Origin of the sequence: Nocardia pseudovaccinii NBRC 100343, from assembly GCF_001613225.1 — a bacterium.
In the GTDB taxonomy this organism is placed as follows: Bacteria; Actinomycetota; Actinomycetes; order Mycobacteriales; family Mycobacteriaceae; genus Nocardia; species Nocardia pseudovaccinii.
The window spans coordinates 1-23,398 of sequence record NZ_BDBY01000177.1 but is presented as its reverse complement, the minus strand read 5'-3'; the positions used below and the strand labels follow the sequence as shown (position 1 = coordinate 23,398).

Sequence of the window (23,398 nt, the reverse complement as noted above, 5' to 3'; positions counted from 1 at the left end):
ACGGTGCGCCTGTCCGAACGGCTCGGTCGCGTGGTGATGTCCACGTCGTCCGGGCTGGCCCGGCGTCGAGACAACGCCGTACGGCGAGCGCTGCAGACCGATGAGGGCCGCGCCTACCTCGAGCAGATGCGGTACCGGCCTGCGCAGCGTTACACCGACGGCCTGGTGGTGTGCGACGGCGGGCCCGACGATGTGGGAGTACCGATCGGCCAGCCGCTGGTCTTCGATTCGGTCACCCACGAACTGCGTCGACTTGACGATGTGCTCGGTGATGGATGGGCCGTGATCGGCGTCGACATCGCCGAATCGCACTGGGCCGCAGTAGAACCCATCTGCAAGGCAGTCAAGGGTGGCCAAGCTCTGGTGGTTACGCAGGAACGCCTGCCGCGGACGTCGCGACGCGTACTCATCGATGTAGACGGCGCTCTGCTGCGTGAGTTCTCGCGCTATCAGGGCAGATTTGTGCTGATCCGGCCGGACCATTTCGTCGCAGCCGCATGGGCGCCGCGCGCGTCGACCGATATCGCCGCCCGAGTCGTGACGTGGACTCCCCAGTCGGCGTCGGCTACTTCCACAGAGAGGGCATTCAGCCATGGATAAACCCAAGCGAATCGTGCTGGCAGAACGTGATGCGGCTGGCACCCTCACACGCACAGCGGTATCGCACATCGGCTTCTCGGTGCCAGACGTGGCCGCGACCGCACAGTTCTACGGTCGCGTACTCGGATTGGTCGTGCACAACGAGCTCGCCGACGGCGGATTGCGGCTCGGATGGGGCACCGGGCATCACGTCCTCGACCTGGTCGCGGGCGAGAAGGGATTGCGGCACTACGGTTTCGAGGTTCGCGATCTCGACGGCGTCGAAGGTATCGCCAAGCGCCTGACCGCCGCGGGCCACAACGTCCGCGAACTCGAGACGGTGCACATCGACGCCGCGGTCGGCGAGGCGCAGGGCATCGCCGTCACCGATCCGCACGGTACCGAGGTGCATTTCCATACCACAGTCCGGCGGCAGGGAGAGACGGCCGCCGATACCGGTCGCAGGCCGATCAAGTACCAGCACATCACCCTCGGCACCGATGACCTCGAGGCGATGGTTCGGTTCTATGTCGACGTGGTCGGCTTCCGCATTTCCGACCAGCTCGATGACGGTCGCTTCGCCTGGCTGCGCAGCGACCGCGACCACCACACCCTCGCGGTGGTGAACGTCGGCCGCGGCGGCGATATCGACCACTACTCCTTCGACTTGTCCGAATGGGAGGACTTCAAGGCGTGGTGCGACCGCCTGACCAACGAAAACGTCGACGTCACTTGGGGTCCCGGGCGTCATGGGCCGGGCAACAACCTGTTCGTGTTCTTCGACGACCCTGCCGGTAACCACATCGAATTGTCGGCGGAGATGGAGAAGTTCCACGACGACCGTGTCACCTACGTGCCCCGGCGCTGGAAGCCGATACCCAACACCGTCAACCTCTGGGGCGGTCAGCTCGCCTCGTGGCGTCACACCAGCGAAGGGAAGTAAGCAAATGGCATACGCGACTTATGAGCAGGATGGTCGCCCGCGAATTGGTGAAGTGCGGGGGGAAACTCTGCTACCGCTGGATGTGCTGGTGGAGAACGGGGAAGGCGTGCGGCTGGATGCCCTTCTGTCCGCCACTCGCCTGATCGATAGTGCCGTCCAGGTCGATTCGGTGCGACTGTTACCGGTGGTGCCGAATCCGTCGAAGGTCTTCTGCGTCGGCCTCAACTACCGCGAGCACGTCACCGAGTCGAAGCGTGAATTGCCGACCTATCCAGTGCTGTTCGCGAAGTATGCCGACAGCCTGATCGGCGCCTACGACGACATCGTGCTGCCTTCCGAATCATCGCAAGTCGACTACGAAGGCGAGCTCACTGTCGTGATCGGCCATGGCGGTCGGCGTATTTCCGAAGAAGACGCCCTCGACCATGTGCTCGGCTACACCGTCGCGAACGACATCACCATGCGGGACTTCCAGTACAAAACCCACCAGTGGATGCAGGGCAAGGCATGGGATGGCAGCACTCCCGTCGGTCCCTACCTGGTGACCCCGGGTGAGTTCGACCTGGATCATGCCGGAATCCGGACGGTCCTGAATGGGGAGACCGTCCAGGAGTCGGATCTGTCGATGCTGATTTTCTCGATCCCGCGACTGATCGCCACCATCTCCACATTCACCACGTTGCGTCCTGGCGATCTGATCCTGACCGGCACTCCGGGCGGTGTGGGCTATCGGCGCGACCCGCAGCTGTTCTTGAAGGACGGGGACGAGGTCATCGTCGAGATCGATGGTGTCGGCGCGATCCGCAACCTGGTCCGGGCGGACTGAAGCCGAATACCTCTGGGGTACAACCCAATCCGAGACAAGGAGGTCTCCATGAGCGTCGTAGTCGAAGACGTCGTGGTCATCGGATCCGATCGGCCACTGCGCAGCATCGACCGTGACGAGCAGCTGCTGCTGGCACCCCCATATCCCAGCAAGATGCCGATCAAGCTATGGCGAGACCGGGATCCGCTGACCGTCGTGCACTATCCGCAGGAATACCGGGCGCAGCCCTTCGCTCCGCCGCGTGGTGTCTACGAGAATGCCCAGGTCCGCGTCGAATGGCAGACCATGGACAATCGGCAGCCGTTCTATCACCGCAACTGCGATGTCGACGAGATCTCCTACCAGATCGACGGTGAACGCACGTTGATGACCGAGCTCGGCATCATCGAGCACCGGCCGGGGGAGTTCTCCCGGATCCCGCGCGGTGTCGCCCACGACAACTACGGTCGCACCGAAAGTCACTTGTTGTTCTATATCCCCGCGCCTGTCGACGAGCTGGCCTCCCCGGTGCGAACTTCGCAGCCGGTGTCGCCTCCGTTCGAGGGCTGGCGGCCGGGTGAGGTCAACGAGGCAGTCACCCAGTGCATGGGGACTCCAGGACACGACATCGCCGTGTTCCCGGCAGACGAGACGTTGCTGCTGGGCCGTGTGCACTCCGAGTCCGCGCGGATGAATGTGCTGCCGATCGGCGCAGGCGTGGGCTACAGCTGGCTCTACGCCGCCGCGACCGTCCGCCTTGGCACGGTTACTCTCACCCGAGGTGACGGTATCCGGCGATACCGGCGCACGCTCGATGTCGACGAGATTCAGTACCAGATCCGGGGGACCCGCACCCTGCTGACTCAGCGGGGCATTGTCGAACTGTGGCCGGGCGATTTCGTGCGAATTCCGCTCGGCGTCGCGCATGCCAGCATCTGCGCTGAGCCGTCGACCCATATCAGCCTGCAATCGCACCTCGAACTACCGCAGATCGGCGAGACCGCGCGCGCCGCGGACCCGTTCTCGGCCGAGCGGCTCGCCGCCGCCATCGAAAGGAACCAGGGGTGAGCATGCTAGCGGCACGAGCTCATGCCGACGCGAATAGCCTTGTGATAGAGAAGATTCCGGTTCCCGAACCCGGCCCTGACGACGTGATCGTGAAGGTCGCTTCCGCGGGGTTGGCCCCGGGGATGCTGTCGCTCCTAGCAATGGGAGCCTTCAAACATCTCCCCACAACGCTCGGGCACGAGGCAGCGGGCACCATCGCCGCGGTCGGCGACGGGGTCACCGGTGTGGCCGTCGGCGATCGTGTCAGGGTCCATCCGAACCTCAACTGCCGCAACTGCGTCTACTGCCGAACAGACCGCGACATGATGTGCGCACAGCAGGCCATGATCGGCCACGCCGCGTTCAGCAGTGTGCCGATGCCGCTCTACGAGCGATACCACGACGGCGGCCTGGCAGAGTATGTTCGGGTTCCGCATTGGCTCATCGATCCGCTCCCGGACAATGTCGGTTTCGACGTCGGTGCGAAGGTGCACGATCTGGCCAACGCGGTACGCATTCTGAAACTGGCCGAGCTCCCGCCGGGCGCGACCGCGATCGTTACCGCGGCAACCGGCACGATGGGTACCGCAACGATCAAACTCGCGAAGCTGTTCGGCATCGGTCGCCTGATTCTGGTGGCGCGCAACAGAGAACGGCTCAGCGCGGTAACGCCGCTCGCAGGCGGAATCGCCGTCGACACCGTGGCGCTCGAGGAGCTACCAGCGGACTGGGAATCGAACGGCGGCCTCACCCAGCGGCTCCGATGCCTGGAACCAAACGGTGCGCACGCTGTCATCGACTACATCCCGGCCGGACCCGCAACCGGCCAGGCAATGGCTGCCCTGGCCACCGGCGGCGTGCTCGCCCATATGGGAGGCAACACGACGCCGATTCCGATTCCGCCGATCGGACTGATGGTCAACTGCTGGCGATTCATCGGAACCCGCGCCTGTACCCGCAACGATGCTCAGGACGTGCTGAAACTGCTCGAGACCGGTGCACTCGACATCGACGAACTGATCACGCAACGGTTTCCGCTCATCGACACCGTCACAGCCATCGAGCAGATGCAGCAACGCGAGCACCCCATGTGGATGACAGTCGTCAATCCCTGAGCACTCAGCAGACCAAGGACACCAATATGGATCTCACCCACTACGGCCACGCCTGTGTGCTGGCCGATCTTCCGATCGGGGATGGGACGGCACGCGTGCTGTTCGACCCCGGGACGTACTCGCATGACTTCGAGAGTCTGCGCGGTATCGATATCGTCCTGGTCACCCACGCCCATCCCGACCACCTCGATGTCGAACGACTCGTCAGGCTACTGGCCGACAACCCCGAAGCCGAACTCGTCCTCGGCGCCGACAGTATGGCCGCCCTTGGCGATGGAGTGGATATAGCGGGGGATCGGATCCATGTCGTCGTGCCAGGCGAACAGCTGTCTGTGCGCGGCGTCGATTTAGACGTGACCGGTAGCGGCGAACACGCCTGCATCCATTCGGCCCTTCCGAGTTCGGCGAATAACGGATATCTCGTGAACGGCAGCCTGCTGCACCCCGGCGACGCGTTCGACGACATAGCTAATCCGGTTGAGGTGCTGCTTCTTCCGATCGGCGGTCCGTGGATGAAGATCGAAGAGGGCATCGACTATCTGCGGCAGCTGGCGCCGCAGGTGGCCGTACCGATCCATCAGGCGGGTCTGGCGCCGGTGCATCAGAACCTGCATTGCGGTTTGCTGAAGAATCTGTCGCCTGCCGGAACTGATGTCATTGTGCTCGAACACGCTGTGCCGCAGAGTTTTCCAACACCATCGGCGATGTGACCGCCTGAGACGTGTGGGTTGGAAAATGCGTGCGTTCATCGCGGCACTATGGCGACACTTCGTCTGCGGGATCATCGCTCTCGGTTCCGTGAACTCCGTCTATCCTCTCGCGTACGAGGAATATCGGCGCACGAAATATCCACGGGTGCAGTGGGATTGGTCTGTTCCCCACCGATGGTATGACGAAATGCGCTGAGGAGGGCCTTCGCTGGCTGTGACCGCGCCAGAAAGATGAGGTCGATGCGCTCGTCCGACGGGTGGGAACGGCACTACGGCTACCGGCTCGATGAAGAGGACATCTGAGTCAGCGCGTTGGGGTGGATATGAGCGAGCAGTCGGTGTAACAGGCGGTTGACGATCTCCTGTGTAGAGAGCACGGCGACGGGGTCGGCGTTGACCCGTGCCGTTTCGCTGTCTGCTCGTTCTGCGAGCCGCGCACCCTCCTCGGTGAAAGCGTGTTCGGCGCGGTCTTCCTGCGTGAGAGGGTGAAGTATGCGGCGGTGATCAGCCAGACGGGTCAGTACTGCGACCGTGCCGACATCGAGCGCACAGTCACACCCATCCGCGAAGTGCTCGCCCGTGGTATCCGCGACAAGGTGCTTCGCGACGATCTGCCCGGTGACGCTGTGTTCGAAATTCTTCGGCGATTACTGAACGCGCGCCCTGGCTGGCGGTTGGCCAAGTCATGACAACGAACAAGCCGCCGAGGCCGCTGCGACCATAGTCCTCGACGGAGCACGCTCATCCCGTCTGACCTCGACGGTCGATGGGTCACATGCAAGTGCGGTGCGGTTCTGGGCTACTGGGCAACCCAGCCGCCGTCCGTGAGCACGCTGCTGCCTGTTATCAGCGCGGCCGCCGGTGCGGCGACGAATGCAATGACCTCAGCGACTTCGTCGACTGTGCCGATTCTGCCGAGGGGGATCCTGTCGATCAGTAACTCCCGGGTACGGGGGTCGTCGAGGAACGGCCGTGTCAGCGGGGTTTCGATGAAGGTGGGGGCAACCGATACCACCCTGATGCCCGCGGGGGCCAGCTCCAGGGCGAGCGCTTTGGTGAGCCCTTCGATCGCGTGTTTCGTGGCGCAGTAGAGGGTGCGGTTCGGGGATCCTATGTGTCCCATCTGGCTCGAGACGTTGACGATCACGCTGGGTGCGCTGTGTGCCAGGGCCTGGCGGACGAACAACTGCGTCACGCGGAAGACGGACCGGACGTTCAGGTCCAGTAGCGCGTCTAGATCGTCGGCCGTGATGTCCAGTATCGGTTTGGGGCGATTCGTACCTGCGGAGTTGACCAGAATATCCGCGTGGCCGAGTTCGGTGAATGCGCGCTCTAGGGCATCGTCGTCGGTGATGTCGACGGGTAGCGCGGTCGCGCGGCCGCCGTTGCCGCTGATGACCGATGCCAGTTCCTCGATTTCGTTCGAGGTACGGGCGATCAGGATCACCTCTGCGCCGCGGGCCGCCAGCTTTTCGGCGGCCGCCCGCCCGATTCCCCGGCCTGCGCCGGTAACCACCGCGCGTCGACCGGAAAAACTCAGGGCGTCGAGACTCGATGGAGACGCGGTAGTCGATTCGGCAGTCGCGCCGTCCTGGGTCAGTTGATCCATGACAGCGCGACCCCGCCGAACTTGTGTGCACGAATATCGCCGGAACGCGCGTGCCCCTCGAAGGATTCCACGCGTGCGGCGCGGCCGCACAGTTCGCCGAGGGCCGCGCTGGCGGCGGGGTCCGTGACCTCCTGGTAGGTGACGGTCTTGAGGTATTTTCCTACCCAGAGACCACCGGTGTAGTTCGCCGCGCCGCCGGTGGGCAGCGTGTGGTTGGTGCCGATCACCTTGTCGCCGTAAGAGACGCAGGTGCCCTCCCCCAAGAAAAGCGCGCCGTAGTTCCGCATTTTGTCCAGAGCCTCACGGGGGTTCCGAGTGAGGATCTGGACATGCTCCGATGCATAGCTGTCCGCGAGAATGTATGCGGCATCAAGATTTTCGACCACCACAACCTCACCGTGATTGTGCCAGGCCGGTCCTGCGAAATCGGCCGTTGGCATATCGCTCAGGAGTTTCTCGATCAGTGCGATGACGCTCTGCCCGAGGGCCTCCGACGTGGTGATCAGCACGGCGGGTGAATCCGGCCCGTGTTCGGCCTGACTGAGCAGGTCGACCGCGACCACGAGGGGGTCGGCATATTCGTCGGCGACGATGAGGACTTCTGTCGGGCCAGCGAACAAATCGATGCCGACCTCACCGAACAGCTGCCGCTTTCCCTCGGCGACATAGGCGTTGCCCGGCCCCGCAAGCATGTCGACCTTCTCGATGGTCTCGGTGCCTACGGCCATCGCTGCGATGGCTTGGGTGCCCCCGAGCAAGAAGATCTCGTCCGCGCCGGCTAGGTGCAATGCGGCGACCGTCGCCGCTGGAATCTCACCGCGGATGGGCGGAGTGCACGCGGTTACCCGTTCCACACCCGCGACCTTTGCCGTCACCACGGTCATATGGGCCGACGCCACGAGCGGATAGCGGCCGCCGGGTACATATGCTCCGACGGAGCTGACCGGGATCGATTTCTGCCCGAGAAACACGCCAGGTTCGGTCTCGATTTCGAAGTCGGCCAACGAATTCCGCTGATGCTGCGCGAAGGCGCGGACTCGATCCTGGACCATACGGATGTCCGCGAGGACCTGCTCCGGCACCGTGGCGACGATGTCGGCGATTTGGTCATCGCCTAGTTCGAAGCTCGCTGGTGACCATTTGTCGAATTGTTCCGAGTACTCGCGTACGGCGAGATCTCCGCGTTGGCGGACGTCGGCAATGATGTGGTGGACGGTATTCCGAACGTTCTGAGCGCGCTCGCCATCCGCAGCGGTCTTCTGGGCGGATTTCAAGTATTTGGTCACGATTCTCGGTTCCTTTGTTGCACCGGTGGTCCAGATCAGATCTGCGCCCGATCTCCGACTCGTGTGAGGAAGTCGGCATACCAATCGAGCAGCGCCGGATTGTCGACCGCGCTACGGTCGACCACCCGAGCCGGATCAGCGCCTTGCAGGAGCTTCTTCACGGGGACTTCGAGCTTCTTGCCGGTGCGTGTGTGCGGAACGCCAGGCGCGGCGATGATCTCGTCCGGAATGTGGCGAGGTGAGAGTTCGGTGCGGATTTCGGCGTTGATCCGCTCGATCAGATCGGGGCCGAATTCGCAGCCTGAGGCCGGCACCACGAACAGCGGCATCCAATACCTGCCGTCGGGTTGCTCGACACCGATGACCAGGGCTTCGCTGATCTCAGGGATTCGTTCGACCACCTGATAGAAGTCCGCACTGCCCATGCGAATGCCGTTGCGGTTCAAAGTGGAGTCGGAGCGGCCGTGCACCACGATGCTGCCGCGATCGGTGATCGTGACCCAGTCGCCATGGCGCCATGCACCGGCGTACATCTCGAAATAGGCGCTGCGATAGCGAGATCCGTCAGGGTCGTTCCAGAACGCCACGGGCATGGACGGCATCGGCTTCATGATAACCAGTTCGCCGACATCACCACGGACGGAAGATCCGTGCTCGTCCCAAGCATCCAGCGCCACTCCCAGGTAGGGCGCTGACAACTCACCGGGCCAGACCGGAACCGTGCGGACGCCTCCGATGAACGCCGAGACCACATCGGTGCCACCGCTGATCGAGGATATCTGCACGTGGTCTCCGACATGGTCCCGCAACCAGATCGACGACGACGCCGGTAGCGAAGCACCGGTGATGCCCACCGATCGCAATGCCGACAAATCATGGTCTTCGCCAGGAACCACTCCGGCCTTCATACAGCCGAGTACGTACCCCGGACTGGTTCCGAGAACGGTTGCACGCGTGCGAGCTGCGATCTCCCACAACGCATCGGGCATCGGGTAGGCGGGGCTGCCCGCGTAGCAGACGATGGTGGCGCCCACGAGCAGGCCCGCGACCTGGAAGTTCCACATCATCCAGCTCGGGCTGGTGTACCAGAAGAAGGTATCTTCGGGCCCGATATCCGACTGCAGGGCAATCGCTTTCAGATGCTCGAGGAGCACACCCCCGTGGCCGTGCACGATGCCTTTCGGCAGCCCGGTCGTACCGGAGGAGTACAAGATCCACAGAGGATGATCGAACGGGACTTGTGTGGTTTCGAGTCGGCCGCCGTCTCTTGTGGCCTCATGCCAGTCAAGGGCATCCGGAACCACGGTTCCGAGCGATGAGACCGCGATGGTCGCGCGCAGATCCGGCAAACCGGCGCGCAGTTCACCGATCTCACGAGTCCTGTCGTGTGGCCTGCCGCCATATCGGTATCCACCGGCCGTCACCAGTACCACAGGTCGGAGCTGACCCAACCGGTCCAACGCCGCCTTCGCCGAATAGTCCTGTCCGCAGGCACTCCAGACCGCGCCGATGCTGGCGGTCGCCAGGAAGGCGATCACCGCCTCGGGGATGTTCGGCAGATAGCCGACAACACGATCCCCGGCATGGACTCCCAGTGACCGCAGCGTCCTCGCGAATGCCCCTGCCCTGTCGAGCATTTCATCCCAGGACAAGGTCGCGGTAGCACCGGTCTCGTCGACCGCCACGATCGCTGGCCGGTCGGCTCGCGCTTGCCACAGCACCTGATCGACATAGTTCAGTTCGGTGTTCGGAAACCATTGCGCGCCAGGCATTCCTGTTGTCGCAAGTACGGATTCGGGTGTGGGTCCGAGCTCGAAGTACCGCCACACCGCTTCCCAGAACCCGGCAACGTCATCGACCGACCATCGCCACAACGCGTGGTAGTCGGAAAATTCGATGCCCGAACGCGCCGTCACGAACTTCGCGAAGTCGGTAAGTAGCGCTTCGGAGATATCCTGTGGTGTCGGGACCCATTGGGGGCGTGTGGATTCAATGGCGTTCGGTGTGTTCATCGTCGCAGGCTCCGGTATGCGGGAAGCGCGGCGTATCGCGCGAGGTCAGGCATAAGTAGGGGAGTAGGCCCAGAGCCAGTCGGTGTACTTGTAGCTGGTGGTATCCCTGGTCTGGAAGAGCTCATTGCGGACCAGGCGCGCCGTTCCATCGAAGTGCCAGAGCTCACCCCACATCCGCCCGGTGGTCAGAATGCGATTGCATCGGGGAGCGCGGTGCTTGTTGACCTCGGCCAGGATGACGGGCCAGCCCTCGTTGCCGAGATCCGGATACCGACGGGCGGCATATTCGGCGACGTAATCGGCATCCTCGATGGCCATGACCGCGCCGGAGGCAAGGTATTGCAGCGGTGGGTGCGCCGCGTCGCCTAGCAGGATGAGTCGCCCATCGACCCAACTGTCGATCGGTTCGCGGTCGGACATCGGCCACCAGCGGTCGGTCCATAGGTGCTTGAGGCCGTCTTGGACGTTGCGGTGGCAGTTGGAGTAGGCGTTCGCGAGTTCGTCCGGGCCGCCCCATTCCGCCTCGCCGCGTTCGAACGCGGGGGACCGGAAGACGGCTACCTGGTTCAGCATGGTGCCACCGCGCAACGGGTACTGGATGAAGTGACATCCGGGCCCGATATATCCGACGACATCGTCGGGGTCGTAGGACAGATCCAACTGCTCGACAGGGAAGGTGCCACGATAGGCGACATAGCCCGAAGGAACTGGGTCATCGTCGGAAATATTGTGACGCAGTGTGGATTTCAGTCCGTCCATGCCGAGGACGATTTCGGACTGCCAGGTTCGTCCGTCCGCGCTGGTGACGATTGCGCGGTCACCGTCGGTAACCACGGACCGCACGGTCACTCCGGTGAAGAGCTCCGCGCCGGCGGTCCGAGCGGCATCGACGAGCAGACGATGCAAGTCGCTGCGATGGATGACGAAATACGGTCCACCGTAATGGTTTCGGAATTCCTCGCCGAGATCGACGGTCGTGAGCACTTCCGCGGTGAGGGCGTCGCGGAAGACCAGGTTCTTCGGCAGTACGCCCATCGCCAGGGCGGGCTCGAGCAGCCCCCATTTCGACAGAATTCGCGAACCGTGTGGGCCGATCTGCAACCCGGCACCGACCTCGCCGAATTCCGGAGCCTGTTCGAGGACCGTTACCTCGGCGCCCTTGGTCGCCAGCGCGAGCGCCGCCGCGATGCCTCCGATGCCGCCGCCGACGACCACGATTTTCGCGTTGCTTAGATCAGTCCTGTCCACATCCACAACCGTTGCCGGTGTGGTTGCATATGGACAATACAATTCCAGTATGCAGAAACAGGGTCATCGACCGATGATCGAAAAGCCGGCCTACATGCTGGAGTCTGTCGACAATGCTTTGCGACTCGTGCAGTTGCTGCGCGACGTGGGTGCCGTGCGATTGAGCGAGGCGGCCACCGAACTGGGCGTCGCGCCATCGACCGCGCATCGCCTGTTCGCCATGCTGTTGTACCGAGGGTTCGCTGTACAGGACGAGAACCGCCGCTACCACCCTGGGCCGGCCATGGGCGCGGGGCCGGCGCGACGAGGCTGGACACGGGAGTTCACCGAACGCTCGCGGCCGCATATGGAAGCGCTCGCGAGCCGCTGCGGGGAAACGGTGAACCTGGTGATTCGGGTAGGTACGCAGGTGCGATTCCTGCTGTCCTGCGAGTCGAGCGAGATGTTGCGCGTCGGTGATCGGCAAGGGCAAGTCCTGGATGCCGAGCGCACGGCCGGGGGCAAAATCCTGCTCGCAGAGCTGCGCAAAGACGTGCTTGCCCAGCTGTATCTGCGGCCTGCCGACTGGAGCGAGACCGACTCCGTGCCCGGGGACCGGACAATGTCGGCGGAGCAGTTCGAAGCCTTCACCCGCGATTTGGCAGGCTGCCGGACGGCGGGATTCGCAATCAACCTGCAGCAGACCGAGGCCGGCATCGCCGCCTTCGGGATGACTGTTCGCAACCATGCGAGTGACCCGCTCGGCGCCATCTCCGTCGCCATTCCGGTGATGCGTTACCAACAGCGGTTGCGCGGACCCCTCATCGCGCAGATGCAAAGCACGGTCCGGAGTATCGAAGCCGACGTCGCCGACATCGAAATCTGAGGACTTTTCTGGAGAACAGAATGCACTGCCGGGTGCATTGCTGCCACAGATAGCGTGACCGCGAGGGGGTATTGCGCGGCCACTGCCGCTTGATGGCAAGGAGTTCTGCAGATATGACCTCGCCCGAGCAGTCCTCGGACTGGAAGGATTTGGAACTCGAACGGCTCTATCTGGACTTCACGGAGGAACACCTCAACCCGCTCTGGACCCAACTCGGCGACCTGATGCCGATGACGCCGACCTCGAAGGCGATGCCCTTCGTCTGGCGCTGGTCGAGACTTTACCCGCTGGCGGCCCGCGCCGGTGATCTAGTGCCTGTCGGTCGCGGTGGAGAGCGGCGGGCGATCGCGTTGGCCAATCCCGGTCTGGGCGGCCTCCCATATGCGACGCCGACGCTATGGGCGGCCATCCAATACCTGGGGCCCAAAGAAGTCGCACCCGAACATCGCCACAGCCAGAACGCATTCAGGTTCGTTGTCGAGGGCGAGGGCGTATGGACGGTCGTCAACGGAGATCCCGTCGCGATGCGCCGCGGCGACTTCCTGCTCACTCCGGGCTGGCACTTCCACGGCCACCACAATGAGACCAATCAGCCGATGGCCTGGCTCGACGGACTCGACATCCCGTTCGCCCACCATATCGATACCGGTTTCTTCGAATTCGGTTCGGACGCGGTCACCGACGACTCCACACCGGATATTTCCCGCTCGGAGCGGCTGTGGGTGCATCCGGGTTTGCGTCCGCTGGTGGGATTGGACGCGAGCGCCAGCTCGCCGATCGCCGCGTACCGATGGGAGCACACCGACCGGGCTCTCGCCGAGCAGCTTGCGCTCGAAGACGAGGGATATCCGGCGACCATCGAGCCGGGCCACGCCGCGGTCCGTTACAGCAACCCAACAACTGGCGGCGACGTGATGCCGACCATCCGCGCGGAGTTCCACCGGTTGCGCGAAGGGACTCGGACGAGGACTCGTCGCGATGTCGGCTCGGCCATTTACCAAGTTTTCGAAGGCGCTGGACGCATCCATCTCGGAGACGACGTGCATACGGTTCACAAGGGGGATCTGTTCACGGTGCCCTCCTGGACGCCGTTGTCGATCGAATCCCAGTCTTCCCTGGACCTTTTCGTGTTCTCGGACGCTCCCATCATGGAGCGCCTGCATCTCGCCCGTTCGCTTGTCGTCGAAGGAGCATGACCACCTATGAAATTGGCAACCTTACGGCTGGACGGAACTACGGTCGCCGCGCGTATCGACGACGGAGCGGCGACGATCATCGCAGGTTATAGCGACCTGTCGGCATTGCTCGCAGACCCGGACTGGAGGGCTATCGCGGCGGCCGCCGATGGTTCGTCCGCGACTGGCCAAACCATCGATCTCACCATGGTCGACTACGCACCGGTGGTCCCCAAGCCGAGCAAGGTCATCTGCGTCGGCCTCAACTACGCCTCTCACATCGCGGAAATGAACAGGGACAAACCCGAATACCCAACCTTGTTCGCGAAGTTCGCCGAGTCGCTGACGGGACCGTACGACGACGTGGTCATTCCAGCCTATGCCGCGGACGCCTTGGACTGGGAGGCGGAGCTGGCCGTGATCGTCGGCAAGCGTGCTCGGCAGGTCACCGAGGCCGAGGCAGCAGATTGCATCGCGGGTTATTCGGTCGTCAATGACTACACCATGCGCGACTACCAGTACCGGTCGATGCAATGGGACCAAGGCAAATGGTTCGAGAAGGCAACCGGGTTCGGGCCGATCCTCGACACCGACTACGTGCCCGGAACCAGAATCGAGGCGCGGTTGGACGGCGAGTTGATGCAGTCGGCTACTACCGACGATCTCGTATTCGGGCCTGTTCAGCTCGTCCATTACGTATCCCAAATCGTGACGCTGCAGCCGGGCGATGTGATCTGCACCGGTACCACCGGTGGAGTCGGGCATGCCCGCAAGCCTGCCCGCTACATCCAGGACGGCCAGACGATCGAAGTCAGCATCGAGGGCATCGGGTTCGTCCGGAACAAGACCATCGTCAAGTGAGGCCGTAGAGAATGGATTTCGCCGCACTGCCGTTGCCCGATCGGCTACTGATCGCCCACCGCGGCACGGCTTACTTCGCGCGACGCCTGGCTGAACTCACCGACGACGAGTTGGATGGCGAAACACTGTTGCCGGGTTGGACCCGGCGCCATCTCGCAGCGCACGTCGGCTATAACGCAGCGGCACTGTGTCGACTGTTGGACTGGGCGGCGAGCGGAGTCGAGACGCCGATGTACGACTCGCCGGAGCAACGCAGTCAAGAAATCGAGGAGGGTGCCACTCTGCCGCCGGCAGCGATCCGAAACCTCGTCACTCACACAGCAGCTCGCCTCAGCGAGCGATGGCGAAATATTCCCCCGAGCGCATGGGATGCACTCGTGCGGACTGCGCAGGGCCGAACAGTTCCCGCGTCCGAGACGGCCTGGATGCGCACTCGTGAAGTTTGGATCCACGCCGTAGACCTCGGTAACGGCGGGCGTTTCGGCGACTTCCCCGACGTCGTCCTCGACGGCCTGCTCACCGATGTCGTGAACTTGTGGCGAGCCCGCGATCGTGGTGCGGGCTTATTCCTCTGCGTCGACGGGCGGCCACCGGTCGAAGTCAGGGAATCCGAGCCGATTACAACGCGAGTCTCGGGATCCGCGGCCGCTGTGACACGTTGGGCCACCGGCCGTGGAGCCGTGGGCGTCGACGTCGAAGGCTCGGTAACGCCACCGCCGTGGCTGTGACGTCTGAGAGGAGTTCATATGAATATCGTTCTTTGGGTGATTGCCAGCCTGCTTGCGGCAGTGTTCCTTGGTAGCGGTCTGGCGAAGCTCGTTCAGTCCAAGGACAAGCTCGCTTCTTCGGGAATGGGCTGGGCCGAGGACTTCTCGCCTGGCATGATCAAGATCCTGGGCATACTTCAGCTTGCCGGTGCAGTCGGCCTGCTTGTGCCCGCGATACTCGATACCGCACCGATTCTCGTTCCGCTCGCGGCACTGGGACTTGCCATCATGATGGCAGGTGCCGCAATCGTCCACCGTCGCCGACACGACGACCTGAAGATGATCACGCTGAATCTGGTCTTGCTGATACTGGCAGCAGTCGTAGCATGGGGTCGTTTCGGCCCTTACGCCTTCTGATCGAACGAATCTGTTGCTGTGGGTCGCGGTGCAGACGATGAAGTGCTTTTCTGATTCGGTTGAGCGGGAATGAGTGCAACCAATACGACGGCGAAGAGGGTTGGGGCAGCGAGAGCGAGGAACTTTCCGTTGAAACCGAGGCCCGCGGTGATCAGCATACTCAGATACAGGGGTCCCACCACGCCGCCGAAGCGACCGATGCCCATCGACAGCCCGAGACCGGTGGCCCGCACCGGTGCGGGATAGTAGAAGCCGACATAGCTGTTGATCATGGTCTGGTTGCCGGTACTACCAACTCCGATCAAGCCCGCCAGTACGTAGACCACGGCGATCGGCGGCTGCGCACATAGTGCGAAGACGGCAAGCGCGGCGGCACAGAATGCGCCCGCTACCACAGGCTTCGGTCCGAACCGGTCCGCCAACGGCGATAGTGCCAGCGGTCCGGCCACGGTTCCGATATTCAAAGCCGACAGCACCAACAGGGACGAGCCGATGCCATACGCGGCCGAATGCAAGAGTGCCGGTAGCCATGTGCTCGCCCCGAACCCCACCAGCATGCAGCAGAAGGTGGTCATCCAAAAGAGCACCGTCCCAGCAGCTCTGCCGGCACCGAATACTGCGCGTATCCGCGCGCCGAGCGAAGCCGCGAGGGACGAAACAGTTTCTGGCGCAATCACTCCAGGTGCAAGGGGCTCACTGTGGGGCGCTGCGAAAGCGGGGGACTCAGGAAGGAAACGTAGCGCCAGCGGGAGCACCACCAACGCCGGCAGAAAACCGGTGACACACATGCTCCGGAATCCGAAGTGAGGCACCAGCCACGCGGCCAACAGCCCGGCGGTGATGCCTCCGACGCCGAGGCCCGCGAAGCCCAACGCTGTTGCCAGGTTGCGACGTCCAGGTGGCGCGATCTCGACCAACATCGTGGTGGCGGTCGGTGTCAGTGCACCGGCACCGATGCCGACCGCGAATCTCATGAGCCCGAACAGCTCCAGTGTCGAGGCTGCTGCCGAGAGACCGATGGCAACGCTAAATGTTGCGATTGCACCGATCAGGATCTTGCGGCGACCGAATCGGTCCGCCAGCGCAGCGGTGCTCAACGCCCCGACCAGCATGCCAGCAACTCCGAGCGAGGCCATGCTGGACACCTCGTTCGGAGTAAGCGCCCACGGCTCGTAGTCCAGAAGCGCCGGAACGATGCCGCCGAACATGGACAGGTCGTAGTTCTCGAGCACCAGCACGAGGAAACACAGCGCGATTACTATCCGGCTCTGCCGAGTGAAGGAGGAGGTGGCGATCGATGGATTGGCGATGTCGGACAAGGGAACTCGCTTTGAACTGTTGCCATGGCGCCCGCTGTCACGACTACGCTGCTCCGCCGTCGATCTCGATGGCTGGCTAATGGATGTGCCTGTTGTCGCCAACCGGTACGTCCGCAAGAACTCGAGTGCAGCGGTATACCAGCGGCGCACCTCGTCTGCTTTCACGAACGTGTGATGACAAATAGCCGATATCAGGGCGCGATGGTAAGTCCTGGTGGATGCGCGGCCCCTGGCAACAAGTCGACGATCATGCATTGCTTCCAGGGTGGATTGCTGTCTCGTTCGTGATCGAGTGTCAACGCCGGCATATGAGATCGCATCTCGTGCAGCCACATCCCGACAATGTCTGCCACTGACACCGACCTGCCGCCCGTCGCTTCAGCAGTGCTGGCCCATTTCTCTTCAGGGAGAGCCTCGATGATGTTCGCGAACCGGTGCGCCGCTTGTTCGAGGTCGGTGATGATGACCGCGCCGGGACGCGTGGCTTCACGATCGATCTCCTTGGACCGTTCGAGCGCGTTCTGCAGAAGCTCATCGGCCACGCCGGACGCGGTGAGTACCGTGCCGGCGAGGATGTCGCTACCTCTGGCGATGTGGGTGGCGAGGTGGCCGTAGGACCATCCTGGGTGGCCGCTGTCCGCGGTGAAATCGCAGTCGCCTTCCCACAACAGCGCGGCCATCCGGTCGATTCGGTCCAGTTCCTCCTCGACCGCGACACGCAGCGTGTGATGGTCGGTGGTCATCTCAAGCCTCGGTGTCGGCGCGGCGGACCAGATACTCCCAACCGGCGTTCAGCTGAGATGGATTCCAGATCTGTTCACGTTTGAAACGGGTCTCCGCCTCGTCCGAAGCGGTTCGCACGCCACCGGCAGCGTCGGCGAGAAGTTGTGTGCGGCAGGCACGTTCGAGCAGCACGGCATACATCACGGCCGTTCCGATGTCGGGGCCAACGGTCACCGCGCCATGGTGCGGCATCAGAATGCCGTTGGCGTCGCCCAGCTCCTCGGCCAACGCCCGGCCCAGATCTTGCGTAGCGATCAGCGCCCCGGTGACGGTGAACCGGGGCAGCTGCGGGTGCGCGAACGGCACCGCGTCGTGAGATATCGGCAGCAGATCGCGCTGCAGTGATGAGAAGGCGCTGAGCGCGGGGGCGTGCGTGTGCACGACGGCGCCGACATCTGTTCGCCGGGAGAGGATCTCGGTATGGATCGGGAATTCGAGGTGCCGCTTTCCGGCGCCCCAGAGCACATCACCGTCAGGAGAGACCAATACGACGCGGTCGGCGTCGATCTCTTCGAAACCGTATCCTGAGGCCTTCATCCAGGCGCCTTTGCCATCGGGGTCCCTGACCGAGGCATGGCCCCAGACCATGTCGGACAGGCCCGCGGTCGCGAGAGCGCGGCTGGCCTGAATAACCTCGGTGACGACGTTCATCAATTGAGATCCCTTTCTGCTGGTGCTTTTCGGAGGTCACACAGCACTATTTGTCAGCGAGCGAAGTGACCATCGGGGTGTCGACTCCCACCGGACCGAGCCCCATGGATCCGCCTGGATCACCCAGCGCTTCGTCACGACCGGGCAGGGGCACAGCGAAGAACGCCGCGTTATCGTCGCGCCAGGTGGGGTCGGTGATGTCTTTGGGCGCCAAGATCGCCGAGACCGGACATTCGGTCAGACACGCCCCGCACTCGATGCATTCGTGCGGATTGATGTAGCGCTTGTTCAAACCCTCGTAGATGCAGTCGACCGGACACACGTCGACACACGAGCCGTCGAGTTCATTGATGCACTTGTCATTGATCACGTAGGGCATCGGAATTGTCCTTTCACTGCGCCGGTTCGGGCAGTTTTTCGCTGGAATGGCCAGGGAACAGCTGCTCGTCCGGATGCAAGGCCACCGCGATGTTGTTCACCGCCGTGGCCGCTTCGCCGAATCCGACGGCGATGAGAGCTACCTTGCCGGGGTAGGTGGTGACGTCACCGGCGGCATAGATCCCGGGACGGTTGGTGGCCATGTGGGTGTCGACCAGGATCTGCTTACCGACGAAGTTGATCCCCCACGAGGCGAGCCCACCCAGAGATGCGATATGGCCCAACGCTGGCACCAGCAGCGTTGCGGGGACGCGCTCGGTGGTGCCGGAGCCGTAATCGCGGATCGTGACTGCTTCCAGTGTGCTGTCGCCGTGGACTGTGCTGATCTCGCTGTTGATCAGTAGCCGGGCCGTGCTGGCGCGCAGGGCGGCGACAGAACTCTCATGCGCGCGAAACCGTGCGCGTCGATGTACGACCGTGACCGATCGCGAATGCGGAACGAGCGCATTGGCCCAATCCACGGCGCTGTCACCGCCGCCCACGATCACCACCTCGTGATCGGCGTATGTGTGCGGCGCGTCGAGGACGTGCTCGATCCCGGCGCCGGTGTAGCCGTCGAGGGCCGGCAGCGGCCGCGGGGTGAAGCGGCCGATGCCAGCGGTGAGCAGGATCGCTCGAGCACCAATGTCGTTTCCGGCGGCGGTGGTGACCAGGAACGTGTCATCCGGCTGTTCCTGGAGTTTCAGCGCTTCTTCGCCAAGCAGGACGGTGGGACCGGCGGTCATCGCCTGCTCGGTGAGACGGGCGATGAGCTCGCGACCGGTTACCGCTGGAAAACCCGCAATGTCATAAATATTCTTTTCGGGGTACAGCGCCGCGGTCTGACCCCCGAGGTGGGGAAGGCTGTCGATCACGGTGACGGACAGCCCGCGCATGCCCGCGTAGTAGCAGGCATACAGTCCGGCGGGTCCGCCACCGATGATCAGCAGGTCGGTATCGAGCATTCCGGATCAACTCCAGATGAGGATCTGGCCGTCCCCGGTGTCTCCGGCCAGGTCGGTGTAGGCCCGGGCCGCGCCTGGATGTAAGGGGATCGGGGTGTCGGCCATCGCGGTGGGGTCAACTGGATAGGTGACAGGTGAGTGGTCGGACGGGAAGTGGGCGTACTGGACTTCGAGGGCACGCCGAGTTTTGATCATGCACCAGGTCGCGAGGTAAGCGATGTCATCGGGAAGGTCGTCGCGGCACACGATCGCGAAATCGGAGAAGTCCAGCGTGCGCAGGGGCTGTAGCAAACCGGGTAGGAAGCCTGCCTCGATGCCTGCTGTCGGCCATCCGAACGCTGAGAAGCCATCGAATACCTTTGTGCCCCAGTCGATATAGCGCACGGGTCGGGTGTTGGCGATGCGTTGCCAGGCCGGCGTCATGATCGCTTCGTGGATGAGGACGTTGGCCTCGCCCGTCGCGAATCGATGGATGGCGGGGAATGGACGTTCGGAATAGCGGAATTGCGCTCCGCCGGCTCTCAATGATTCCGGATCTGCTCCGGCGAGCCGCAGTCCGTGATGTGCCGCCCAGCCGATGAGATTGACGCCATCGTCCTCGGAGGTGGCGATGACGAGTCGGTCGGCGCACGCCGACAAGTCCGATACCGAATGCACCGGCAGGTCGGCATCGACGGCGACGACGAGCCGGTCGCGCTGGCCGAGGACGCCCAGCGCTCGGAGATTCGGCTGGGCCGCTCGCCCCCCGATCGATACCGCGCCATCGAATACCGCTCGCACCGCGGCGGTCGGCGTGACGATAGCGATGTCGGCTTCGCCGGCCTGGAGGGCATCGATCTGGTCGGTTCCGCCGCGGCCCGACCAGATGGCGAAGCGGGATCCATCGGGAGCGCGATCGCCGATTTCCTGGGCGATCCACCCGCAGATGCGGTGCATGTTCGCCTGGCCCCAGTCGCCGCGGAAGTGCAGCTGAACAGGCCGAGCCAGGGTGGGCTCCGCGTTCGATGGTGCGGTCATCAGGCGGTGGCCTGGTTGAGCTGGTCTGCGCCGAATTCGATGTCGATCTCGGTAACCGTATCGACGGGGAAGCCGACACGTTCGAACTCGTCGCGCACTGCGGCCTCACTGTCGGCCTCGTAGAGCGTGACGATGTAGCCGGAGTCGCCGTTGGCGAACAACTGCCGGAAGGTCGCGTGCACGCCCTTGGCGACTTCCGGGCCGTATGCCGCGACTTCTTCCTCGGAGATGCCGGGGGCCTGGTGGATGCTCAGAAAAAGCGACATTGGTCTTTCCTTATCAGGTGAGAGAGAATCAACATGTGTCATGTTGAGGAACAGTGTTCCGAATCATGCCATGGTGTGGATCACGGATCAAGACTCATGCGCCTGACCATCGGCCGTTTGCGGCGGTCACGATTTCGAGCAGATAAGTTGATCGGACGCAAGTCTGGTGACTATGCTTGTTCCGCATAGTGGATAACTGGCCCGTATTGTGCAACAACAGTACCGGTTTGCCTGTGCGTGCCGGTCTCGAGCGGGGAAGGGCGGTGCGATGCGGGTGGGATACCGTATAGCGATGGGTGTCGAAGCAACCGACGGATTTGCGGACGAAGCGTTGTCGAAGGCGAACAACGGCTCCGAAGATGACACCTCAGGGGAGCGCCCGTCGGGCATGATCGGCGCCGTCGACAACGTACTGCGACTCTTGGCTCTGTTCAACGAGAGTCCGAAGATTCGGGTCAACGAGGCCAGTCGAGCGATGGGGTTGTCCCGCTCCACTGTGCATCGGATGTTGACCACGTTGAGCTATCACCAGTTTGTCGAACAGGACGAGTTCTCGCGCGCGTATCAGCCTGGTCCCGCCCTCATCGACATCGGTCTGGCGGTGCTGCAGAACATCGAGATCCGGGTCGTCGCCCGCAACGCGCTGTTGCGACTGCGTGACGAAACCGGAGAAACGACTCACCTGAGCCTGCTGCGTGGCAAAGAAGTCGTGTTCATCGACAGCGTCGAGAGTCAGCAGACCGTGCGAACCGGCAGCCGCATCGGCTGGACGCTGCCGACGCATGCGACCGCGGCTGGCAAGGCCATGTTGGCCCGGCTCGATGACGCCGAGCTCGACAAGCTCTATCCGGACGAGGATCTGGATCCTGCGACCCCCGCAACCGTGCGGACCAAATCCGTACTGCGAGAGCAGCTCGAGCAGATCCGGCGGCGCGGTTACGCGATCAACGAGGGGGAAAGTGAGGCCGACGTCGGCGCGGTGGCGGCCGTAGTGTGCGACCGCGACGGTCGGGTGCGTGGAGCCATCTCGGTTACTGCGCCAAGGGCGCGAGCCGATGCCGACTGGGAGCGCGCCGCTGGTTCGGCAGCGGTGCGTACAGCTGCTCACCTCGCGGCGAGTTACGGCTGACAACGCAGATAGCAGAACGCCCCGGGACGCGACAGCGTCTCGGGGCGTTCTGCTTTTCGGCGAGCTGCAATTGCTTGCATCTAGTTCGTCGCCGCTGCTACAGTTGTTCCGTGATGTGGGTCACCGTCACGTATGATGACACATATGATGCCGTCTAAGCTGACTGCATCTCATTCCCACATTGGGTTCCCGGCTGCTTATGTGCGGCCGATCGTTTACCGGGTGTCGATAACCCGGGTTCATACAGCATGAGGAGTCGAAGCGATGAGCGAAATAGCTGAGGCGGTGAGGATTCCCGAGTTGAGTGCGACTCGGCGCATTCCTGGGCCCACCGGCAAGAAGGAGCCGCTCAAGATCAATGTCTACGAGCGGATGGCAAAGGCCGCCGCGCAGCTGATGCCGCTGTTCCCCTATGAAGATGCCGGATCGATCGTGCCGTGCGGCGCGGTCATGTGGGGTGGTCCGGACAAGGATCATGGCCACTTTTTCCACGCCAACACTGTCTCCGAGGTCGCGGTCACATTCGGCTCACACGAGGCGATGCTCGAGAGCGGTTCGGTCATGGCGACCCAGAAGTATCACGGCGTCAACTCATTCTTGCGCGATGAGAAGAACCCGGACGCGTTCGTCCTTGTCACCGTCACTCAGTTGCAGTCGACCGAAGCCGGGCAGGAAGAGGCCATGGTGGCCAAATGCCAGAAGTGCAAGAAGGAGATCGTCCGGCACGCATATTCCGCAGCCCCGGAGGGAGCGCCGGACTTCGATCCGGAGCAATTCGGTGGCCGCGAAGATGATGTGGTGCGGCAGTTTTCGACAATGGTCGGCTCGGCGGAGTTCGCCGAGATCCGCAACTCCGATGCGGGGCGGACCTGCCAGAACTGCGGTCACGTCAGCACGCCGCACAACACCGCAGCCTGGCGGTGGGCGAACATGGTCAGCCAGACCCGAGTGGTCAACTCGGCTCACCGAGCACTCACCGACGCCGCGAAGGAGGCGAAACTCTGATGGGACGCCGCCGTATGCTCTCTGCATTCAAGGCCGCAGCAGAGATCGGGAACTATGCCGATCTCGCGGTGCTGCCGCTCGATGTGGATCCTCAGGTCGCGCTGTCACGAAATTGGCTGACGCAACCCTTCTATCACCTGTACGAACACGACACGGTGATCGCTCAGCTGTCGGGCAGTTCGGTGGTCCGGATGCACGACAGCTCCGTCAACTATTTCACCCTCACTACCGGCGACAACGTCTACGTGCCCGCCGGAACACCGCACCGCATCGAGCCGATCGAGGAAGGCGTGATGTTGACCTACCTCCCGCTCGAGCTCGGGCTCGAGGCTGCGGCATGGTTCTGCGAGAAGTGCGGCGCCGAACTCCATCGGCTGGAATGGCTGCACGACAACGACGCCGAGGCCGTTCGCGTCTACGCGACAGCGTGCGCGCGGTTCAACTCCGATGCCCAGGCGCGCAGCTGT

26 protein-coding genes are annotated in these 23,398 nt (G+C 63.2%); 15 read left to right on the top strand and 11 right to left on the bottom strand.

Features of this window, described 5'->3' with window-relative positions:
- Positions 1-36: 36 nt before the first annotated feature.
- The 7 genes from NP3_RS51895 to NP3_RS21670 all read left to right on the top strand — a co-directional run bounded on the left by NP3_RS51895 (position 37) and on the right by NP3_RS21670 (position 5,888).
- Positions 37-600 (top strand): hypothetical protein, encoded by a 564-nt coding sequence (locus NP3_RS51895; protein WP_507762167.1) that lies wholly within the window; start codon positions 37-39, stop codon positions 598-600.
- Positions 593-1,522, top strand: coding sequence for a VOC family protein (locus NP3_RS21695; protein WP_169814536.1), 930 nt, complete (start codon positions 593-595; stop codon positions 1,520-1,522). Before NP3_RS51895 ends, NP3_RS21695 begins: the two co-directional genes overlap by 8 nt.
- Before the next feature lie 4 nt (positions 1,523-1,526).
- Complete coding sequence (locus tag NP3_RS21690) at positions 1,527-2,348, top strand: fumarylacetoacetate hydrolase family protein (RefSeq protein ID WP_063043429.1); 822 nt, start codon at positions 1,527-1,529, stop codon at positions 2,346-2,348.
- Between the two features lie 48 nt (positions 2,349-2,396).
- Positions 2,397-3,395: a cupin domain-containing protein gene (locus tag NP3_RS21685; RefSeq protein WP_063043428.1), complete on the top strand. Its 999-nt coding sequence runs from the start codon at positions 2,397-2,399 to the stop codon at positions 3,393-3,395.
- A gap of 2 nt (positions 3,396-3,397) precedes the next feature.
- The gene (locus NP3_RS21680) at positions 3,398-4,489 is read left to right on the top strand and encodes an alcohol dehydrogenase catalytic domain-containing protein (protein ID WP_063043427.1); all 1,092 of its coding nucleotides are present in this window, start codon (positions 3,398-3,400) and stop codon (positions 4,487-4,489) included.
- On the top strand, positions 4,465-5,199 hold the full coding sequence (locus NP3_RS21675) for an MBL fold metallo-hydrolase (RefSeq protein ID WP_218024897.1): 735 nt from the start codon (positions 4,465-4,467) through the stop codon (positions 5,197-5,199). Before NP3_RS21680 ends, NP3_RS21675 begins: the two co-directional genes overlap by 25 nt.
- Before the next feature lie 455 nt (positions 5,200-5,654).
- On the top strand, positions 5,655-5,888 hold the full coding sequence (locus NP3_RS21670; protein ID WP_063043426.1) for a hemerythrin domain-containing protein: 234 nt from the start codon (positions 5,655-5,657) through the stop codon (positions 5,886-5,888).
- Positions 5,889-5,998: 110 nt separating this feature from the next.
- Here NP3_RS21670 and NP3_RS21665 read toward each other — a convergent pair whose 3' ends face one another.
- The 4 genes from NP3_RS21665 to NP3_RS21650 are packed head-to-tail and all read right to left on the bottom strand — an operon-like array spanning position 5,999 to position 11,354.
- Positions 5,999-6,808 (bottom strand): SDR family NAD(P)-dependent oxidoreductase, encoded by an 810-nt coding sequence (locus tag NP3_RS21665; RefSeq protein ID WP_084508762.1) that lies wholly within the window; start codon positions 6,806-6,808, stop codon positions 5,999-6,001.
- Positions 6,796-8,094 (bottom strand): histidinol dehydrogenase, encoded by a 1,299-nt coding sequence (hisD, locus tag NP3_RS21660; protein ID WP_063043425.1) that lies wholly within the window; start codon positions 8,092-8,094, stop codon positions 6,796-6,798. Before hisD ends, NP3_RS21665 begins: the two co-directional genes overlap by 13 nt.
- A 35-nt stretch (positions 8,095-8,129) precedes the next feature.
- Complete coding sequence (locus NP3_RS21655; RefSeq protein WP_063043424.1) at positions 8,130-10,106, bottom strand: acetoacetate--CoA ligase; 1,977 nt, start codon at positions 10,104-10,106, stop codon at positions 8,130-8,132.
- A 45-nt stretch (positions 10,107-10,151) separates the two neighbouring features.
- The gene (locus NP3_RS21650; protein ID WP_063043441.1) at positions 10,152-11,354 is read right to left on the bottom strand and encodes an FAD-dependent oxidoreductase; all 1,203 of its coding nucleotides are present in this window, start codon (positions 11,352-11,354) and stop codon (positions 10,152-10,154) included.
- A 49-nt stretch (positions 11,355-11,403) separates the two neighbouring features.
- Between NP3_RS21650 and NP3_RS21645 the strand changes: the two genes are divergently transcribed.
- The 5 genes from NP3_RS21645 to NP3_RS21625 all read left to right on the top strand — a co-directional run bounded on the left by NP3_RS21645 (position 11,404) and on the right by NP3_RS21625 (position 15,379).
- On the top strand, positions 11,404-12,219 hold the full coding sequence (locus NP3_RS21645; RefSeq protein WP_063043423.1) for an IclR family transcriptional regulator: 816 nt from the start codon (positions 11,404-11,406) through the stop codon (positions 12,217-12,219).
- A 113-nt stretch (positions 12,220-12,332) separates the two neighbouring features.
- A complete protein-coding gene (locus NP3_RS21640) occupies positions 12,333-13,415 on the top strand; it encodes a cupin domain-containing protein (RefSeq protein ID WP_063043422.1) in 1,083 nt (360 codons plus the stop codon).
- Between the two features lie 6 nt (positions 13,416-13,421).
- Positions 13,422-14,255 (top strand): fumarylacetoacetate hydrolase family protein, encoded by an 834-nt coding sequence (locus NP3_RS21635; protein ID WP_063043421.1) that lies wholly within the window; start codon positions 13,422-13,424, stop codon positions 14,253-14,255.
- Positions 14,256-14,266: 11 nt separating this feature from the next.
- Positions 14,267-14,983 (top strand): maleylpyruvate isomerase family mycothiol-dependent enzyme, encoded by a 717-nt coding sequence (locus tag NP3_RS21630; RefSeq protein WP_063043420.1) that lies wholly within the window; start codon positions 14,267-14,269, stop codon positions 14,981-14,983.
- Positions 14,984-15,001: 18 nt separating this feature from the next.
- Complete coding sequence (locus tag NP3_RS21625) at positions 15,002-15,379, top strand: DoxX family protein (protein ID WP_063043419.1); 378 nt, start codon at positions 15,002-15,004, stop codon at positions 15,377-15,379.
- Here NP3_RS21625 and NP3_RS21620 read toward each other — a convergent pair.
- From NP3_RS21620 to NP3_RS21590, 7 genes are read right to left on the bottom strand one after another with little or no spacing between them, the layout of a single operon-like run.
- Positions 15,367-16,863, bottom strand: coding sequence for an MFS transporter (locus tag NP3_RS21620; protein WP_218024896.1), 1,497 nt, complete (start codon positions 16,861-16,863; stop codon positions 15,367-15,369). The genes NP3_RS21625 and NP3_RS21620 overlap by 13 nt on opposite strands.
- 26 nt (positions 16,864-16,889) lie before the next feature.
- Positions 16,890-17,441 (bottom strand): maleylpyruvate isomerase N-terminal domain-containing protein, encoded by a 552-nt coding sequence (locus NP3_RS21615; protein ID WP_063043417.1) that lies wholly within the window; start codon positions 17,439-17,441, stop codon positions 16,890-16,892.
- A 1-nt stretch (position 17,442) separates the two neighbouring features.
- The gene (locus NP3_RS21610; RefSeq protein WP_063043416.1) at positions 17,443-18,132 is read right to left on the bottom strand and encodes a class II aldolase/adducin family protein; all 690 of its coding nucleotides are present in this window, start codon (positions 18,130-18,132) and stop codon (positions 17,443-17,445) included.
- A gap of 46 nt (positions 18,133-18,178) precedes the next feature.
- Positions 18,179-18,511, bottom strand: a complete 333-nt coding sequence (locus NP3_RS21605; protein WP_063043415.1) for a ferredoxin family protein — start codon at positions 18,509-18,511, stop codon at positions 18,179-18,181.
- A gap of 13 nt (positions 18,512-18,524) precedes the next feature.
- Complete coding sequence (locus NP3_RS21600) at positions 18,525-19,514, bottom strand: NAD(P)/FAD-dependent oxidoreductase (RefSeq protein WP_063043414.1); 990 nt, start codon at positions 19,512-19,514, stop codon at positions 18,525-18,527.
- 6 nt (positions 19,515-19,520) lie between these two features.
- On the bottom strand, positions 19,521-20,531 hold the full coding sequence (locus NP3_RS21595) for a TAXI family TRAP transporter solute-binding subunit (protein WP_063043413.1): 1,011 nt from the start codon (positions 20,529-20,531) through the stop codon (positions 19,521-19,523).
- A complete protein-coding gene (locus NP3_RS21590) occupies positions 20,531-20,797 on the bottom strand; it encodes a nickel-binding protein (protein ID WP_063043412.1) in 267 nt (88 codons plus the stop codon). Before NP3_RS21590 ends, NP3_RS21595 begins: the two co-directional genes overlap by 1 nt.
- Before the next feature lie 292 nt (positions 20,798-21,089).
- Between NP3_RS21590 and NP3_RS21585 the strand changes: the two genes are divergently transcribed.
- The 3 genes from NP3_RS21585 to NP3_RS21575 form a co-directional block, all read left to right on the top strand.
- Complete coding sequence (locus NP3_RS21585; protein ID WP_063043411.1) at positions 21,090-21,926, top strand: IclR family transcriptional regulator; 837 nt, start codon at positions 21,090-21,092, stop codon at positions 21,924-21,926.
- A 264-nt stretch (positions 21,927-22,190) separates the two neighbouring features.
- On the top strand, positions 22,191-22,931 hold the full coding sequence (locus NP3_RS21580) for a hypothetical protein (protein WP_063043410.1): 741 nt from the start codon (positions 22,191-22,193) through the stop codon (positions 22,929-22,931).
- Positions 22,932-22,945: 14 nt separating this feature from the next.
- A partial coding sequence (locus NP3_RS21575) for a cupin domain-containing protein (RefSeq protein WP_157124445.1) occupies positions 22,946-23,398 on the top strand: 453 nt, incomplete at its 3' end.